General features: G+C 56.4%; 21 protein-coding genes and 1 pseudogene. 11 read left to right on the top strand and 11 right to left on the bottom strand.

Features of this window, described 5'->3' with window-relative positions:
* Positions 1-7: 7 nt before the first annotated feature.
* The 3 genes from ku (J2T09_RS23860) to J2T09_RS23850 all read right to left on the bottom strand — a co-directional run bounded on the left by ku (J2T09_RS23860) (position 8) and on the right by J2T09_RS23850 (position 2,353).
* Positions 8-823 carry a non-homologous end joining protein Ku gene (gene ku, locus J2T09_RS23860; protein WP_306839310.1) on the bottom strand — a complete coding sequence of 272 codons (816 nt, stop codon included), beginning with the start codon at positions 821-823 and terminating at the stop codon, positions 8-10.
* 15 nt (positions 824-838) lie between these two features.
* The gene (gene ku, locus J2T09_RS23855) at positions 839-1,726 is read right to left on the bottom strand and encodes a non-homologous end joining protein Ku (protein ID WP_306839308.1); all 888 of its coding nucleotides are present in this window, start codon (positions 1,724-1,726) and stop codon (positions 839-841) included.
* A 99-nt stretch (positions 1,727-1,825) separates the two neighbouring features.
* Positions 1,826-2,353 (bottom strand): hypothetical protein, encoded by a 528-nt coding sequence (locus J2T09_RS23850; RefSeq protein ID WP_306839306.1) that lies wholly within the window; start codon positions 2,351-2,353, stop codon positions 1,826-1,828.
* A 90-nt stretch (positions 2,354-2,443) separates the two neighbouring features.
* Between J2T09_RS23850 and J2T09_RS23845 the strand changes: the two genes are divergently transcribed.
* The 3 genes from J2T09_RS23845 to proP all read left to right on the top strand — a co-directional run bounded on the left by J2T09_RS23845 (position 2,444) and on the right by proP (position 4,745).
* On the top strand, positions 2,444-2,671 hold the full coding sequence (locus tag J2T09_RS23845) for a hypothetical protein (RefSeq protein ID WP_306839304.1): 228 nt from the start codon (positions 2,444-2,446) through the stop codon (positions 2,669-2,671).
* Positions 2,672-2,766: 95 nt separating this feature from the next.
* Positions 2,767-2,943 carry a DUF982 domain-containing protein gene (locus tag J2T09_RS23840; protein WP_306839302.1) on the top strand — a complete coding sequence of 59 codons (177 nt, stop codon included), beginning with the start codon at positions 2,767-2,769 and terminating at the stop codon, positions 2,941-2,943.
* A 281-nt stretch (positions 2,944-3,224) separates the two neighbouring features.
* Positions 3,225-4,745, top strand: a complete 1,521-nt coding sequence (gene proP, locus J2T09_RS23835; protein ID WP_306839300.1) for a glycine betaine/L-proline transporter ProP — start codon at positions 3,225-3,227, stop codon at positions 4,743-4,745.
* Between the two features lie 187 nt (positions 4,746-4,932).
* Here the strand turns inward: proP and J2T09_RS23830 are convergent, their stop codons facing one another.
* The gene (locus J2T09_RS23830) at positions 4,933-5,343 is read right to left on the bottom strand and encodes a TIGR02588 family protein (RefSeq protein WP_306839298.1); all 411 of its coding nucleotides are present in this window, start codon (positions 5,341-5,343) and stop codon (positions 4,933-4,935) included.
* Positions 5,344-5,353: 10 nt separating this feature from the next.
* Positions 5,354-6,223, bottom strand: a complete 870-nt coding sequence (locus J2T09_RS23825; protein WP_306839465.1) for a TIGR02587 family membrane protein — start codon at positions 6,221-6,223, stop codon at positions 5,354-5,356.
* Between the two features lie 266 nt (positions 6,224-6,489).
* Between J2T09_RS23825 and J2T09_RS23820 the strand changes: the two genes are divergently transcribed.
* From J2T09_RS23820 to J2T09_RS23810, 3 genes are all read left to right on the top strand, one after another.
* On the top strand, positions 6,490-6,732 hold the full coding sequence (locus J2T09_RS23820; protein WP_306839296.1) for a DUF2934 domain-containing protein: 243 nt from the start codon (positions 6,490-6,492) through the stop codon (positions 6,730-6,732).
* A gap of 427 nt (positions 6,733-7,159) precedes the next feature.
* A complete protein-coding gene (locus J2T09_RS23815) occupies positions 7,160-7,477 on the top strand; it encodes a PepSY domain-containing protein (protein WP_306839294.1) in 318 nt (105 codons plus the stop codon).
* 48 nt (positions 7,478-7,525) lie between these two features.
* Positions 7,526-8,137 carry a hypothetical protein gene (locus J2T09_RS23810; RefSeq protein WP_306839292.1) on the top strand — a complete coding sequence of 204 codons (612 nt, stop codon included), beginning with the start codon at positions 7,526-7,528 and terminating at the stop codon, positions 8,135-8,137.
* An 83-nt stretch (positions 8,138-8,220) separates the two neighbouring features.
* Here the strand turns inward: J2T09_RS23810 and J2T09_RS23805 are convergent, their stop codons facing one another.
* The 3 genes from J2T09_RS23805 to J2T09_RS23795 all read right to left on the bottom strand — a co-directional run bounded on the left by J2T09_RS23805 (position 8,221) and on the right by J2T09_RS23795 (position 10,466).
* Complete coding sequence (locus tag J2T09_RS23805; protein ID WP_306839290.1) at positions 8,221-8,652, bottom strand: OsmC family protein; 432 nt, start codon at positions 8,650-8,652, stop codon at positions 8,221-8,223.
* Between the two features lie 139 nt (positions 8,653-8,791).
* A complete protein-coding gene (locus J2T09_RS23800) occupies positions 8,792-9,034 on the bottom strand; it encodes a hypothetical protein (protein ID WP_306839288.1) in 243 nt (80 codons plus the stop codon).
* A 10-nt stretch (positions 9,035-9,044) separates the two neighbouring features.
* Positions 9,045-10,466 (bottom strand): dihydrolipoyl dehydrogenase, encoded by a 1,422-nt coding sequence (locus tag J2T09_RS23795; RefSeq protein ID WP_306839286.1) that lies wholly within the window; start codon positions 10,464-10,466, stop codon positions 9,045-9,047.
* A gap of 90 nt (positions 10,467-10,556) precedes the next feature.
* Here J2T09_RS23795 and J2T09_RS23790 point away from each other — a divergent pair, with 90 nt between their 5' ends.
* Entirely contained in the window at positions 10,557-10,757 is a 201-nt protein-coding gene (locus J2T09_RS23790) for a hypothetical protein (protein WP_306839284.1), read from the top strand.
* A 10-nt stretch (positions 10,758-10,767) separates the two neighbouring features.
* Here J2T09_RS23790 and J2T09_RS23785 read toward each other — a convergent pair whose 3' ends face one another.
* Entirely contained in the window at positions 10,768-11,070 is a 303-nt protein-coding gene (locus J2T09_RS23785; RefSeq protein WP_306839282.1) for a hypothetical protein, read from the bottom strand.
* A gap of 157 nt (positions 11,071-11,227) precedes the next feature.
* Between J2T09_RS23785 and J2T09_RS23780 the strand changes: the two genes are divergently transcribed.
* The 3 genes from J2T09_RS23780 to J2T09_RS23770 all read left to right on the top strand — a co-directional run bounded on the left by J2T09_RS23780 (position 11,228) and on the right by J2T09_RS23770 (position 14,140).
* The gene (locus tag J2T09_RS23780) at positions 11,228-13,207 is read left to right on the top strand and encodes an ABC transporter ATP-binding protein/permease (protein ID WP_373458627.1); all 1,980 of its coding nucleotides are present in this window, start codon (positions 11,228-11,230) and stop codon (positions 13,205-13,207) included.
* Positions 13,208-13,249: 42 nt separating this feature from the next.
* Positions 13,250-13,714 (top strand): MgtC/SapB family protein, encoded by a 465-nt coding sequence (locus J2T09_RS23775; RefSeq protein WP_306839279.1) that lies wholly within the window; start codon positions 13,250-13,252, stop codon positions 13,712-13,714.
* Between the two features lie 270 nt (positions 13,715-13,984).
* A complete protein-coding gene (locus J2T09_RS23770; RefSeq protein WP_306839276.1) occupies positions 13,985-14,140 on the top strand; it encodes a hypothetical protein in 156 nt (51 codons plus the stop codon).
* A 117-nt stretch (positions 14,141-14,257) separates the two neighbouring features.
* Here the strand turns inward: J2T09_RS23770 and J2T09_RS23765 are convergent, their stop codons facing one another.
* The gene (locus J2T09_RS23765) at positions 14,258-14,893 is read right to left on the bottom strand and encodes a glutathione S-transferase family protein (RefSeq protein ID WP_306839275.1); all 636 of its coding nucleotides are present in this window, start codon (positions 14,891-14,893) and stop codon (positions 14,258-14,260) included.
* A gap of 348 nt (positions 14,894-15,241) precedes the next feature.
* Between J2T09_RS23765 and J2T09_RS23760 the strand changes: the two genes are divergently transcribed.
* Positions 15,242-16,174 carry an alpha/beta fold hydrolase gene (locus J2T09_RS23760; RefSeq protein ID WP_306839274.1) on the top strand — a complete coding sequence of 311 codons (933 nt, stop codon included), beginning with the start codon at positions 15,242-15,244 and terminating at the stop codon, positions 16,172-16,174.
* Between the two features lie 199 nt (positions 16,175-16,373).
* Here J2T09_RS23760 and J2T09_RS23755 read toward each other — a convergent pair.
* A pseudogene (locus J2T09_RS23755) lies at positions 16,374-16,891 on the bottom strand (hypothetical protein); the annotation flags it as partial.

Below are 16,891 nucleotides of genomic sequence, written 5' to 3'. Positions count from 1 at the left end.
TCGGATGCTATTTCTTCTTTGATCGCCGGTTATCGGCCGCGATCGATTTACGCAATGCATCCATGATGTTGATGACATTGCTTGGTTTGTCGTCCGCGGAAGGCGTTGCCTTCTTGGGCGCAGGCGCCCGCCGATGTTTCTTTTTCGACTTGATGATGTCCAGCAGGTTTTCCTGGACCGGGTCGGAGACCATCTTCGCGTCCCAGTGGCGGGTCTGTTTTTTGATGAGCTTACGGATCAGCGGCAAGGTCGCTTTCTCAGGCTTCTCCTTGTCCAGACCCTTGAAATAATCGGCTTGGTCCCTGACCTCGTCGCCATATCGCAGGGTCCACAAAACGATGCCTTTGCCACGCGGCTCCAGCATCACAGCCCGCTCGCGACGCCCCAGCACGAGCCGGGAAATGCCGACCATTTTCTGCTTTTCCATCGCGGCGCGGATGACAGCAAAGGCCTCATCGCTGAGCTTGTCGTTCGGGGTCAGGTAATAGGGTTTGTCGAGCCAAATCCAGTCGATCTCGTCGCGCGGCGCAAAAGTCGAAATGTCGATCGTCTTGGTGCTTTCCAGCGCCACATGCTCGAGGTCCTCGTCCTCCAGCATGACATAATCGTCTTCGCTCCGCTGGTAGCCCTTCACCTCATCCTTGTCGCGAACAGGTTTTCCCGTGACCGAATCCACATACTGGCTCAGCACCCGGTTTCCCGTATCGCGGTTGAGCGTGTGAAACTTGACCTTGTCGCTGTCAGAGGTCGCTGGCGTCATTTCCACAGAACAGGTGACCAGCGAGAGTTTCAGATAGCCTTTCCAATAAGGGCGCAATGCCATGTTATGACCTCCCGCCTATCCGGTTTTCCGAGGTGAGGACGAGCTGCTGCCGGATTGCTTGGCAGCCTTCTTGCTGGAGCTGTTGGAGTTGGCGGACTTAGCGGACTTGGGCTTGCTGGCTGATTTCTTTGACGCACCGGCGCTGTCCTTTAATGCCTGCAGCAGATCGCTCGGTTTTGAGGCCTTGACGGCTTTTACCTTCTTGAAGGGCTTGCCCTCGATCTTGGCTCTCACCAGTTCGGCCAGAGCCTCCTCATATCGATCATCGAATTTGGATGCGTCATAGCTGCCCTTCTTCGTGCCGATGATATGCGCGGCAAGATCGAGCATTTCCTTGTCGATCTTGATATCGGGCATATCGTCGAACGCTTCTTCAGCGGAACGGACCTCGTAATCATAGTTCAGCGTCGTGCCGATCAATCCGTCCCCATACGGGCGGATCAGGACCGTGCGCAACCGGCGAAACAGGACGGTGCTGGCGATCGCCGCAACCTTGGCTTCCTTCATGCCGTCCCGCAGCAGCGCAAACGCTTCTTCGCCGGATTGCTGAGGAGCGAGGTAATAGGGCTTGTCGAAATAGACGTCGTCGATCTCGTCGCAGGGAATGAATGCATCGATGGCGAGCGTCTTGTCACTGTCGGGGATAGCAGCGGCAATTTCTTCGGGCTCGAGGACGACATATCGGCCATTGCCTGTCTCATATCCCTTTACCTGATCGTCGTGCTCAACGGCATCGCCCGTTTCGCTGTCGATGAAGTCGCGGCGGACACGGTTGCCTGTCTTGCGGTTGAGGATATTGAACCTGATCCGGTCCGACGACGAGGCGGCGGTATAAAGGGCGACGGGGCAGGTGACCTCGCCGAAGGTGATATAACCTTTCCAATTCGAACGCGGTGCACTCATCTCGGCTTACTCCAAACGACAGTCGTCCCGATAAACCGACTGAAATATGGATTCGTTCCGGCTTCCTTGCGTTATGTGCGCGCTTTGCCAGGCTTCGATCTAAGCTGGCGGCAAAGGCGGCATATGGGCACGCCCTTTGAAAGCCGTTGCGTGGCCTCTGTTGAATGCCGCCATTCCCGGAGATGAGCGCTGCTCGCAGCCGGCGATATGCAATGACCTGATTTCCGCTGCGGCCTCCAGCAACGCCGAGGCGACCTCCGCATCTGAAAAGACCGGTATGGCTCTTGCCATCGTCATCATGTCGATCGCGATGTCCTGCCCGTATCCAACGGACGGAAGACCGATTTCTTCACGCATATCGCGAATGGTTTCGTAGGATATGTCGAGGAGGCATGCCCGTGTCGCATCCGGGAGCCGTTCAACGCGGTTGGCCGCTCTGACGAGTTCAGCGATGAAGTCTGTTGCACCGTGCATGTGACGACCATGAGATGACTCTGCGTCGAGGCGAACACGGTGCCAGTTCATTTGTTCCGCTCGATCTATCGTCGCAGGATTGCTTTCAGTGACGTCTGGCTGTTCTGGTACTAATGTCTCCGCATTCCGGGCGGTTTTCGCGGCCGATACCATGTGCTGTGTCTCCTTCTGGAAATGTTTTGCGGCAGCGGCAACCTTTTCGATCTTTCCGCATTACCGGCCTGCATTGAAGGAGAGATAGGCATGAAGGTGATCGACGACTGGTTGGACGACAAGCTTACGGCCCGTCAGATGGTGTTGGGCTTTGTCGAGGACGCCAGTGAGTTCAGCATGCTGGCGGGCGCTTTGAGAGCCGAGGCACAGGCGGAAGGCTACAGTCAGGCGGCACTGGTTGCTGCCTGCGGCGGAGATATCTGTTCCTACCTGATGCAGATCACTCAGCGTTCGACCGTATCCATCGCTGCAGAATAGCAAACCGAATGGACGTTCATCGGCGGGATCGTTTCCGCTCTTCAATTCTAGAAACTGAACAGTGAAAAATGCCAATTCTTCTATTGGACAAGCCAGTGATCGCCGGAACGCGTCTGATCTTCAGTCCACTCGCAGCCAGACAGTTTATTGCCGAGAACTGGGCACACCGCACGGACCTGCATCGCGCCGTAGCAGATAACTGCATCCAGATGGCACTGGATGGCCGAGCATCGCCTGACGAGGCACGCGAACTGTTCGAGGCAGCGCTTTAGAGCCAACGCTGAGCGTCAAATAAGAGGCAAGCCGGGAGGAGATAACACGCCCAAACACGTGAAACTCGAACTCGCGGACTGGATGCTGATGTTCATCGCCGTCGGTTCGTTCGTGTTTCTGTAATTGACGATAGTCGCGACCGAATTTTGTCATTTCTACAGCATTTTGTCTTCCTCCTCCACTGACAGTCCTATCCTCTGAAACATCGGAACCTTTTGAACAGCTCTGCATTATTGGGCGCGCCCAGTCATCGGGTGATACATGTTCCAAGGGGGCAGGGTTGAATACCGATAGCCAAACAAACCCACTTACACTTAATGATGTGACCGTCATTGAGGATTCAAAACTGAAAAAAGCCATTACCGCCGCAGCCCTTGGCAACGCGATGGAATGGTTCGATTTCGGTGTTTACGGCTTCGTCGCCGCCACCGTCGGCAAAGTATTCTTTCCCGACGCATCGCCAGCGGTGCAGACAATCGCGGCATTGGCCACGTTTTCCGTGCCGTTTCTCGTGCGCCCACTTGGCGGCGTGTTCTTCGGGGCGATGGGTGACAAGTTCGGACGTCAGAAAGTCCTGTCGCTGACGATCATCATCATGGCCATCAGCACGTTCTGCATTGGCCTTATTCCCGGCTATGCAACGATCGGCCTTTGGGCTCCGGTGCTGCTGCTGATCTGCAAGCTTGCCCAGGGTTTTTCCGTTGGCGGCGAATATACGGGTGCTGCGATCTTCGTTGCCGAATATTCACCAGATCGGCGGCGCGGGTTTCTGGGGAGTTGGCTGGATTTCGGATCGATCGCCGGCTTCGTGCTCGGAGCCGGATTTGTCGTCGTTCTCACTGCGGCGATGAGTGAGGCGAACTTCCTGTCCTGGGGATGGCGGGTTCCGTTCTTTCTGGCTGCGCCGCTTGGTTTGATCGGCCTTTACCTGCGGCACGCTGCCGAGGAGACACCTGCATTCACTGAGCGCCTGAAGCGCACGGAGCAGGAAGACAAGGATGCTCTGAAAGAGCGGCCAGCCGTTCCGATCGCGGAAATTCTCAGCAAACATCCTCGTTCGCTGGCGATCTGCATCGGTATGGTTCTTGTCACCAACGTGACCTATTACATGCTTCTCACCTATATGCCGACCTATCTCTCGAAAACGCTTGGCTATACGGAAGATCACGGCGCGCTCATCATCATCGCCGTCATGGTTGGCATGCTGTTCGTGCAGCCTTTGGTCGGTTTCCTGAGCGACCGTGTCGGGCGTCGTCCGTTTCTTGCAATCGGCAGTGCGTTGGTACTGTTTCTGTCCTGGCCGGCTTTCCACCTGATCGCCGGCGGTCAAACCGTTGGCATCTTTTTCGGACTGCTGATCCTTGCAATCGGCCTGAACTGCCTGGTCGGTATCATGGCCGCCACACTGCCTGCACTGTTTCCAACGCGTATCCGCTACAGCGCGCTGGCAATCTCATTCAATATCTCGGTTATCGTTGCGGGTCTGACTCCGACAATCACCGCGTGGTTGGTGGAGGCAACCGGTAACATCTACATGCCGGCCTACTATCTGATGATCGCAGCGGCGGCCGGTCTGGTGACCACTGTATTCCTCAAGGAAACAGCAAACCGACCTCTTTACGGGGACACGCCTAACGCCTCCAACCGCAAGGAGGCGAAGGCACTCCTTGCCGAGCACTATCTTTACATCGAGGAAAGTGTCGAGAAAATCGACGAAGCTATGGGTGAGCTACAAGACCAGATGGACCTGCTTCAGCAAAAGCGGGATAGGCTGGTCGGACAACATCCAAAGCTGACCTAGCTCTTCAGTCTGGCTGGGGTGAGTTAAGAGAGGCGGCATTCTTGCCGCTTTTCCACGTTCCAGACGGCTTGGATCGTTCGGAAGAAAGCAACATACAATCGTTCTTCACGGTCCGGTCAGTCAGAAAAATGATGGCAGGAACTCTTTTGGAGAGTTGCTGGCTGCTGGCGGATGCGTTGCGTAGACGCTAGGGATCACTATACCCGACTGCCCTTATAAGGATCTCATGGCGTCCTGGGTCCTCGCGGAATATCAAAGCCCCGGATGATTTTGACTGCGCAGGAACGTAATCGATTACCACTTCGGCATCTTCCGCAGTGCGGCTTCCGTCCAGGATTTCTCCCCGCACGTTCACAGTCGCTGCCGTTCGTGTGGCACGGTTGGCAATATCGAATTCGACGCGGTGACCGCCTGAGACCGGTGCAATACCCGTAATCGTGATACGAAATTCAGGTGGCCCGTCCTTATCGGTCAGGGCCTCGTATCCCACCCATCCAAGCATCGCCACGACCAGCACGGCAGAAACGATCCCGGTCGCCCATTCGACCCAGTGTGGATCTGGCTTTTCGGAATGAGGACGACGAGAAATCTCTGTCATGGATATCCTCCTACAAGATCAATCGTGCAGCTGCGGCGCCGATCGCACCCGGGAATGACAGCACGATAGCCGACATCAGGACTTGCGTCGGGCCGACGTCATCAAGGCGGCCGAACGTCCAAAGTACATAGAGGCTGATCGCCATTGCGACGATGTAGCCCGGCAGCGTGAAGCGGAAAAATGCATGCCACCACGGAGTACCCTCCGGAACCTCATGTGATCCTTGAAAGGCTACAGCGTAGACAAATGCATGCATGATAGCGATGGAGACCAGGATGGTCGCCAAGGCATGCCACGGCGTCATCTTGAATGAAATAAGGATGATTTCCTCGGTCGGTGCGACGTTCAGGTTCAGAAAAAGCGCCCCGACGCCCATCAGGAACAGCTCTTGGATGTAGCGCGTTGACAGGTGATCCGTCACAGCCTCTTCGTCACGGTTCCCATCCTTGTGTTCATCCTGATCATCGTTGGATTCGCCGAGCTGCGAACGGCCCAGGAGTGCGCCGATGCTCGCAGGCACGGCCTGGATGGCCACCTTTCCAACGATTTCCGAGATCGGCATGCCAGGCTTGATATCGCCGAACAACACGAGAATAGCGGTACTCATAACGATCCCGAGCGCATAGGCGATCGTTGCATCGCGGCAGGCTTCCGCCAAAGTTCCGGTGCGCTCGAACCCGACCCGATCGGCCAGGGATACAAGAAGAGGGATGTTGGCTGTCAGAAGAATGAGCAGTCGATAACGCTCGATGTAAAAGCCGAGCTCCCACAATTCCATTGTCATCAGCATGGGAACACCGAAGAGCAAGGCTCCGGCTGCCCCGCGCCCAAGCCCTGTCACGAAGGCGCGAGGGTCCGATACTCGGTTGCCGTCGTTCATCTGCAATGAGGTGCTCACGTGGCTTCTGCCTTCTTGCCCGATGCTGAAAACGGATGGTTCGGTTTCAGGTTCCGCACCTTCGGAAGACGAAGCGCACCTTGATTGAGTTTCTCCTGCCGCTCTGCCGCCACTCCCACGCGTTCACACCCTTTATGAGCAACTCTTTTCCGATCCCGTCGACGGTTCAATGCCGCACGCGTTTCAGTGCTTCGGGAACTGCGGGGCCAATGGATTGTTTGACCCACGCAACAGGGAGGACACCTTCGATGACCGATCGAGAGCAGGAACAGCGCGAGCGTGCCTATAAAATCGGGGAGGATGAGGGGCGTCCGGACGGCGCTCATGACCATCACTGGAAACGTGCGGAGAGGGCCGGCGACCTCGTCGCCCAGGAAACCGACGATGTTACGAAGGTTAATCAGCAAGCGGACGATGAGTTTGCAAACAGTGATTGGGGGCATAACAACGCTGCGGACGTTCGGCCGCCGTCAACAGTCGCGCCCGATTAGATCCCGCTAATTGCCGTGTTCAATTCACGCATCCAGTCGACGATCGGCGGCAATTGAATAGACGTGCTCCAACACGTCTCGGTCCGCAACTCGGGCATTAGACATCGCCATGAGAGATGCCCTGCAGATTCGTTTGTTCGAAGAAACCGCACATCCACTGGAGATGAAGTCATAAAGATCGTTGCTGGCAAGCCCGTGGCTCAAGCCACGAATAAGCGTCTCGTAGACCTTGTCCACTTTTCTGCCCACTTCAGCCTCGCGCTAGGGAACAGTACACGCTTACGCGAGAACGCGACGAGCCTTGAATGGTTGCATCGTATTTCTTGAAAGGACCACGAGGCATTAAAGCGACTCGAACTTGGAACAAAACATTATGTCGCATGTTCTGTAACGCATTCAAATCAAATGCGGAATCAGGAGAATAACTATGAAGAAGATTGCATTTGGCCTTGCCGCCGTCCTCGTTACCGCGACCACCGCTTTTGCACAGAGCGAAGCGCCGAAGACATCGCAGACCACACCAGCCGTGTCGTCTTCCGGTGAGCAGAATCCGGGCGCGCCGGTCGGCGGCAAGAACAGCTTCACTGAAGCCCAGGCGAAGTCCCGCATCGAGGAAGCGGGTTACACCGACGTGTCCGGCCTGAAGCTCGACGATCAGGGCATCTGGCGCGGCATGGGCTCCAAGGATGGAAAGCACGGCAACGTCGCGCTCGATTTCCAGGGCAACATCACGATGTCGCAGTAAGCGTCATTCCCAATAAAGACAGAAAAATCTGCAAGCGAGGAAATCACCATGAAAACGATTACTGGTCTTTACGACTCCTATGATGATGCACGCACGGCCGTTAAGGCGCTGGAGGATTCCGGCGTTTCGTCCGACGATATCAGCATCCTATATTACAAGGATGGCAAGGAAGAGCTTGAAGGGCAGGGTAACAAAGCTGGCGAGGGCGCTGGCGTTGGCGCGGGTCTCGGGGCGGTTGCCGGTGGTGCCGGCGGCTTGCTAACGGGACTTGGCATCATGGCGATCCCCGGCGTCGGTCCGGTCGTTGCTGCGGGCTGGCTTGCTGCAACTGCGGCTGGTGCAGTGGCGGGCGCGGTCGCGGGTGGTGCTGCGGGTGGTCTCGTTGGGGCCATGATCGAGTCCGGCGTCTCTGAGGAAGATGCTCACGTCTATGCTGAAGGCATCCGCCGTGGCGGCGCCGTCGTTGCAGCCAAGGTCGAAAATGACAAAGTTGCCGCGGCTGAGGGCGTTCTTGCCGGCCCGCGCACTGTAGACCTTGCGGAGCGCCGCCGCGCGTACACTGCAGGAGGATGGTCGCGCTTCGACGAAAGGGCAGATCCTTACACCGCTGAACAGATCGAAGCGGAGCGCGGTCGTTATCGCCCGGAAGCCCGCCTCTGATTTCGTGTTGATGCGAGAATGCCACCCTGGTGACAGGGTGGCATTCTTTGAATGTAGCTGAAATTTTCAAGACAGAGTCTGCGTTATGAAAAAGTGACGTTCAGGCTGATCGGTACTGCGGCAAGAGCCTTGGAAACCGGGCATCCCTCTTTCGCCTTATTGGCGATTTTCGTGAAGGTCTGCTCGTCCGTACCCGGCACAGTTCCACGAAGATTGAGTTCGATCGCTGTAATGCCAAAACCGTCGCCGACCTTGTCGAGGCTGACAACTGCTTTCGTATCCAGGTTCGTTGCGGTCAGTCCGGCTTCTCCCAGCATTTTCGAAAGTGCCATGGTGAAGCAGGCTGCATGCGCTGCACCGATCAGTTCTTCCGGGTTGGTTCCCTTCACGCCCTCGAAACGCGTGTTGAAGCCATAGGGATGAGCGGACAGTGCGCCACTCTCGGTGGTAATTTCGCCTTTGCCGTCCTTCAAGCCGCCAGCCCAGTGGGCTGAGCCATTCTTCTGGATTACCATCATAATTCTCCCTGTCTGCTGAGGTCGGATGTCCATCAAAGACACCCGACAAGTCCTTCCACACCGCTGATCGCTGTGTCGAAGGTGATCACGAGGGCTGAACGGGACGCGAGCTTCATGGTTCCCCCTGCCACGTCGCTTAGTTGAAATCACCAAGCGCTCCGGCCTGCCACAGGATTTCGGGCTCGCCTTCTTCGCCGATGACAGGTTTCGCCTCGCGCTTCCACACGACTACCCCTGCATGGAGACCTTCCAGACGGCGGGCTTCAGCGATTGCTGCGGTCTCGTCGGGCGCAAGCTTAGGCTCGGATACGGGGATGGCTTGCCCTGATCGATCAAGGTCGAAGGCAAGGATGAACAAGGATTTGTACACTCCGGGCATCTGTTAATCCTCACACGCCTGGGGCAGAACCCGCATCACGGTCCTGTCCAAATGGAAGCCGGGTCTGATCGCAGATCTGCTTCAGAGCAGAACGCAAACCTTCCTCATAGGTCGGGTGGTAAAACGGCTTGTCGAGAAGCTGCATTGCGGTCAGTCGATCTTCGATTGCCCAAGCGATCATATGCGCAAAATGCTCGCCTTCGGGAGCCGCCAAAGTCGCCCCTGTCAGGCGGCCCTCATTGTCGGCGTAAAGCCTGATCATGCCAACATTCCGCCCTTCCACTTTCGCGCGGCCCTGATCCGAAAAGTCGGAAACCCCAGTGATTGCATCCTCATCTGCAGGAACTCCGATAGATGCGCTCGGAGGATCCGTGAACGTTATTGCCAGAGGCGTCGACCGTTTCGAAGGTCGAACCTCCGGAAAGCGAGCCGCGTTGTTGCCTGCAATTGCGCCTTCTGCAGAAGCCTCATGCAGGATCGGGACTTGTGCGTCCGAATCGCCTGCGAGAAAGATCGAGGATTTCCCGCATCGCATTGTCTGACGATCGAATAACGGCGTGCCATGCTCGTCCAGCTCAATGCCTGTATTGTCGAGGCCAAGTCCATCGAGGTTCGGCGGACGGCCAGTCGCAACGAGGACATGCGTGAACCGCATTTTGCCCTGAGATGCACCGGACCAGGATAGTTCGATTGCCCCGTCCGAACTCGATGCGTCGATGTCGACGCTCAGACGAATGGGAAATTCTTGCTCAAGGAGGGCATGTAGGGATTCCGCCACGTCTTCGTCTTTCAAAGCCGAAACCGTTTTGCCTTCATCGAAGACCATGACCTCGACGCCAAGTCGAGAAAATGCCTGGGCAAGTTCAAGCCCGAGTGGACCGGCCCCGATGACCGCGAGCGAGGAGGGGAGGTCTTCAAGCTCGAAGATAGTCTCGTTCGTCAGGATATTATCAAGGCGATCGAACGTTTTCGGAATGCTCGATTTTGAGCCCGTGGCGATCACGACGGACTTGGCTCTTACTGTCTTGTCGCCAACCCTCAAATTGCTGCCACTGGCGAACGTAGCTTTGCCCATCAGTTTTGTATCGTCTGGTATCTCATCGATGGATTTGAGGACGGATGCCACGAACTCGTCACGCAGAGTTCGAACACGGTGCATCACCGCTTTGCCGTCGATGGCCAGGTTTCCCGGATATATTCCAAACTGTGGCGCGGCGGCGATGCTGTGAGCAACCTTCGCCGCCGCGATCAGAAGCTTGGAAGGCATACAGCCGACGGACGCGCATGTCGTTCCGGCAAACCTTTCATCAATAAGAAGCGTTTTTGCGCCGGCGCGCCGGGCGCTGCGTTCGGCTGCCAGCCCCGCAGTGCCGGCCCCAATCACGGCCACTTCGCATTCGATATCGGTTCTGGGGTTTTGGTCTGATGGCATTCTGGCTTGTCCTTGGTGAAATTCAAGCCGATGGAACAGTCGCGCGTCCGACTTCGTTCCGTTTGGAGATCAACAAAAGCGAGAAATGACATGACCATGTTGGATGAAGACCAAGCGCGCGGCCATGGTGCAGATGCCGAGGCTGCTGAGAAGCATCACGCAGACGCAGGTTATAGCGACATTCCGGAGAACATCCCGGCTTACGAAGAAACCGAAGGCGCGACAAACGCCTTGGAAACGCCTGTTGCCCCTCCGGAAATGGTGAAGGAAAGGGACGAGCCGAATAAGTGAGGGTGCGCGCCTAAGCCCTCAGGCCCAAAGCGTTCTCTGCCCTGACAAGCTCAGCTTCGCTGAGTTGCAAACTGGCACTTGCCTGTTTCGACAGATGTTCAGTCTTGTCAGACTCTTGAATGAATAGGATCGCGCTCTGAAAATTTTCCATCGCTAGCTCTGAGGCATCGACCGCGGACTGTGCGAAAGCGAGCGCGACCTCATTGTGCGAATCTTCGGCAAGCATGACGACTGCTTTGGCTCGGGTCTGTATCTGCCCGGTGGCAATAATCGCGGCTTCGATCCCTTGTGAATAGTCGTCTTCCAATGCCATCGGCGTTCCTCATCTTCCTACGTCGCAGGCCATTTCAGAAATTCAAAGCCCGATAAACATGCCGTCATACTGAAGGTTCCATCGACTCCATCTAGATAACGACAGCGACGACACGTCCGCGGTGAAACCTTTGGTTCCATGGTTCGTTGATGCCGCCATGAAGAACGATGCGCTGAAATCGAAACAAAAAGATTGCGCCGATCCGGATGCGCCTAAAGAGGTGCGTCAAGTTGAGGAACAAGGCGATTACGACCCGCCGCCGCCCGACATCGTTGAGACAGACACCGAAATGACTCCCGAAGAGTTGGAGCACGCGAGGAAGAAATATCTTCTGCGCAGGTTCTGGATCAGCGCACGAGGATTTTGGAGCCGGCGCGGCGACACAACCGCCTGGCCGTTTTCGGTCGGGCTGCTGGCGCTTATCTGCATCAATGTTGGTTTTCAGTACGGGGTCAATGTCTGGAACCGCGGCCTGTTCGATGCCATTGAGCAGCGCAATGCCCCGACGGTCTATTATCTCGGCACCCTGTTCCCGCTGCTGGTCATCGGCAGTGTTGGCATCGTCACCTCGCAGGTTTATGTGCGGATGCTGATCCAGAGGCGCTGGCGTTCCTGGCTGACGAAGTCAACAATCGCTCGTTGGCTGGCCAATGGCCGCTATTACCAGCTCAACCTCATAGACGGCGATCACCAGAACCCGGAGGCGCGGCTTTCGGAGGATATGAGGATTGCAACCGAGGCCCCCGTTGATTTTGTGGCCGGCGTTATTGCGGCGTTCCTGTCGGCCTCCACCTTCATTGTCGTGTTGTGGACGATCGGTGGCGCCCTGACGATATCGCTCGGCAACACCGATATCACCATTCCCGGGTTCCTCGTTATTGCCGCAGTCCTTTATGCGATCATCACCTCAACCTCGATCGCCATTATCGGACGTCAATTTGTCCAGGTGTCCGAGGTCAAAAACCAGCTTGAGGCCGAGTTTCGATATACGCTGACACGTGTGCGCGAGAATGGCGAGAGCATTGCCCTTCTCGGCGGCGAGGAGGAAGAGCGTAGCGATCTTGACAAGAAATTCGGCGCTGTGCGGCATCAGTGGCGCAAGCTTGCCAACCAGTACATGCGCACGACGCTCGTTTCGCACAGCTCTCTGCTTATTGCGCCCATCGTGCCTGTCCTGCTTTGCGTGCCAAAATTTCTCGACGGCAGCATGTCGCTCGGTCAGGTCATGCAGGCCGCCTCCGCCTTTACAATCGTTCAAGGTGCCTTCGGATGGCTGGTCGACAACTATCCCCGACTGGCCGACTGGAACGCTTGCGCGCGCCGTGTCGCGTCTCTGATGATGTCACTCGATGGCCTGGAGCGGGCAGAGCAAAGCGACACGCTTGGTCGTATCACCCGCGGGGATACGGAAGGCGACACGATGCTGTCCCTTCATGATGTCTCCGTCAAGCTCGGCGATGGCACCGCCGTGGTCAGGGAAACGCAGGTTGAGGTCGAGCCTGGTGAGCGTGTGCTGATTGCCGGAGAATCCGGCTCCGGCAAAAGCACGCTGGTTCGAGCGATCGCCGGTCTATGGCCATGGGGCAGCGGCAGCGTCAATTTCCGCGCCGAGAGCCGATTGTTCATGCTTCCCCAGAAGCCCTACATTCCGACCGGCACGCTTCGTCGCGCGGTGTCCTATCCCCAGTCTTCAGATATCTGGACGTCTGAAGAGATCGGTGCTGCGCTCGAAAAGGTCGGGCTGGGTCATTTGAAGGACAAGATTGAAGACGAGGCGCCATGGGATCAGACGTTGTCGGGTGGCGAGAAACAACGCCTGACCTTCGCGCGCCTTCTGCTGAACGATCCGGATATCATCGTGATGGACGAGGCAACTGCGGCACTCGACGACAAAAGCCAGGGCCGGATGATGGAGATCGTCTCGGAAGAACTTCCGATGGCAACAATCCTGAGTGTCGCTCACCGTGCCGAACTCGAAGCCTTCCACAGCCGTAAGATCACCCTTGAACGCCGGGACGGCGGTGCACGGCTCGTCAGTGATATCGATCTTCTTCCGGTTAAGGGCAAATCGCGGTCATTGCTGCAAAGAGTGGTGAAGCGAACGGCATGGCCGAGGATGGGGGCACCGAAAAAGTGATCCATATTGCTCGCCAACAGCATAACACAAAGGAGAGGCCGGTTGAGTGAGTGGCTAGCATCTGTCGGCGTCGAATTGAATATTGTCCCTCATCTGGTCGCACTTCTTGTCGCCTATGTCCTTGCGCTTCCAATCGCCTGGGATCGCGAGCGTAATGAGCGCAGTGCCGGCCTGCGAACCTTTCCTCTTGTGGCGATCGCCGCCTGCGGGTTCATTCAGGCGACGGAAGCAGTCACGACGGGTAATGCGGAGGCGACAGCACGTATCGTGGAGGGCATCATCAATGGCGTTGGCTTCATTGGCGGCGGTGCGATACTTGTCGGTAAGCTTGGCACGCGTGGGACGGCGACTGCAGCCAGCATCTGGGCCACCGGCGCGATCGGTACCGCGGTTGGTCTTGGAGCATATGACACAGCGATTGTGCTTTCGATTGCGACTTTTGCAACTCTTCGGATCATGACCAATTTCAAATCTGAGAGAAATGAATCCGATGGCACGGACAAGTGACAGCGGTTAATGGAGCGCAATTCGCCGAGGCGTCGGAACCGAAGCCACGGTCATGTGTTTATGGCGGGATGAAAAACGACCGGCCGTCCTCAAACCGACAATCTACACGCTTCGACGGTCTTAAGGCGATGATTGCTATCATCGTTTTATGTGCGGCACTCTGCACGATCGTTTACCTCACTCAATGGTGGATGACAGACCGAGGCGGACACGTCGACGGCCGAAGCAGCATCATTGATCCACCCCTGTGAAGCTATGAAAGTGAAAATTATGAGTGCTGGAAGCAAGGCCCGTCGCGGCATGTTCACCTTCGTCGGAGTGATCTTTGTCCTTGGTCTGATCATCGGGGGAGCTTACGTGTTCGTCCTGAAGCCGGGAGAGACCGCAAACCAGCCGGCATCTGAAGTCGTGAACCCCAAAGGTTAGCGTTGCACGGTGGGTGCTGATGCGATGTCGCTTCGATAGAGGCTTGAATCCGTCGGACGTGGTCAAAGAATTTGCAAAGATGGCGCGCTGATAACTTCCGCCACACGATATCGGCTGTCACGCGTAGGCGTATTCGCCGCCCTTCGTCAGCGCCAGTCGATAGGCTGGGCGAGAGTGGATTTTATCAAGCCAAGCCATCGTTGCTGGTCGTGATGCATCGAGCCCCGCTCGACCTTTCGCAACTTCAAGAGGAAAGCTCATCATGATGTCGGCGGCTGTGATTATGTCTCCTGCAAACCAAGCCCGATCGGTGAGCTCCCGTTCTATATAGTCGAGGTGATGATCGATCATTGGCTGGATCCGCTTGGCGCCCTTGTTCCCCAGTAGCGGCACGCGGCTAACGGCTAGTTTGGCAAGCAGCATCGGCATGACAGAACCCTCGGCATAATGCAGAAACTGTCGATAGCGAAGCAATCCTGCCGATTGATCGGGAGGACCGAGTCGGCCATCGGCCTTGCTCACTAGGTATTCGCAAATCGCTCCGGTTTCCACGAGAATGAGAGGCTTGCCAGAAACCTGATCCTCCAAGATTGGAGCCTTTCCAAGCGGGTGGATCGTGCGCAGTTCTGGTGGAGCGAGCATGGATTTGGGATCGCGTTTGTAAAAGCGGATTTCGTAAGGAAATCCAAGTTCCTCCAGCATCCAGAGGACACGCTGCGAGCGGCTGTTACTGAGATGATGCAGGATAAACATGATAACTCCATACGAGGCATCATGCCTCGATAATCGTGCGTGCTCATCCAATGTCCGATGATCTGCGATGTTCCATTAGGATGTGCGCATGCAGTTGCCGCAGAACAGCTTCGCCCTATATCTTCTTCATTAATAACAACGAAAATAACATGGAACAGGTTGAACCCCTGGCAGAAGTCGAGGACTCAGATGGCTTTGGAAATCAACGACACCGAGGCAGCGTCGTGCGAAGCCAATATAGAGCGCCTGCGCCAAGCAAGGTTGGCAAAACAGTCATCCAGCTCTGAGGCTACCGTACACTAGCACTTTGGTCGTTACTATCGAGGCGCAAAACCCGCGAGGTTCGATATGACAGTCAGCACCTATAGCCTCGGTCACGCCGACCAGATCATCTCACGGGGCGATACGAAGATTGCCACCAGGACCTGCGGTGCGTCTTCGGATGCACCGGTCCTGATGCTCATGGGCGCGACGTTATCGATGGATGGTTGGCCGGACGAATTGGTTACCGCGCTGGCGGGACGTGGCCTCTATGTCATCCGCTTTGATCATCGCGACACAGGTCAATCTTCGACCGTGCCTTTTGGTCAAGCGGAGTACACCGTCGAAGATATGATGGACGATACGCTGGCCATCCTTGATGCCTACGACCTTCCGAAAGCGCATCTGGTGGGCATGTCGCTGGGCGGTTACATTGCTCAGATGATCGCTGTTCGCCTTCCGGAGCGGGTGGCGACAGTGACGTTGATCAGTTCGGAGCCGCTCGGATGGGACGGTCCGCCTTTGCCGCATATCTCGCAGGAATTTCTCGATCATTTCTCCAAGCTGCCCACCGTCGACTGGGATGATCCACGCGCGGTGACTGAGTTCTTGATGCAAAGCGAGCGGTTAAGCGCTGGTTCAGGCGGGGAATTTGATGAAAATCGCGCCAAGGCTGGTGTCGATCGAATGCTCGGCCGGGCGCAAAACATCTCCAGCATGTTCAATCACGGCGCGCTATCAACCACAGAGGATTGGGCAGGGCAATATCGCAATGTCGATCAGCCCACGCTGGTGATCCACGGTGAAGACGATCCCATCCTGCCGATCGAAAACGGAAGGGCATTGGCGCGATCTTTGCCGTGCGCGCGATTGCTTTCCATGCCGGGGGTAGGGCATGAGCTTCCTGCGCGCGTGTTGGACTTCTTGACTGATGAGATAGCAGCACATATTGGCGCGCGTCACCTCCACGAGCGAGACCGCCTTTTGTTTCGACGACCCCGTCCAACCGAACCCCAATGACCGCAAATGGCGCTTTGTTGCCATCAAAGCTGCAGCGGTAGCTGCAGAACGGCCCAACGCGCCTGGTCAAAGTGCGAGGAAAACACCACTTACGGGTAATCACGGGTCGTCGGTTCTGATCCCATCAACGAACTAAACAAGAACGCTCGGCCCAGACCCAATAAGGTTTGCGCATCCAAGCCGAGCATCTCTTTCTAGGTTACGCCGCTTCCCATACCTGATTGAGGATCTTGGCAGCGAGAGCAGCCTTGTCCTGCGGCAGAAAGCGACCGTAATGCTGCTGCACAACATCGGGTGTGTCCTGAATGGCGTAGCTCGCCTGCTCATAGGATCCGGTCTGCTTCAGGATATGCGTCGCAAGAATGTCGCGCAGATTGTGTGGACCATGCGGCAGCAGTCCCTTGATCGCACCTCGCCCGGTGTAGGGATTGTAGATGCCGTAGCGTTGTATGACGGTCCGCCAGGCTTCGTAGAAGGTCGCCGAATTGTAAGCAGCATCGATGCTGATCGTTTTCACCGTTTTGACGAAGAGGGTGCCGGGATCTTTGGCACCATCCAGCAGGACAGCTCGATGGCGATCGATGTAAGCATCGAGATATTTGTAGAGATCGAGCAGGTCCGACAGGATCAGCCGAAATGGTTTCTGTCCGAAGAAGGATGACCCCGAGTTCTTGAAAGCGACCGACGGGATAAGGACCTCCCACCCGTGGTCGCGAT

Origin of the sequence: Neorhizobium huautlense (assembly GCF_030811685.1) — a bacterium.
GTDB lineage: Bacteria > Pseudomonadota > Alphaproteobacteria > Rhizobiales > Rhizobiaceae > Neorhizobium > Neorhizobium huautlense_A.
The sequence above is the reverse complement of the archived record's forward strand: the minus strand, read 5'-3'. Positions and strand labels throughout refer to the sequence as shown.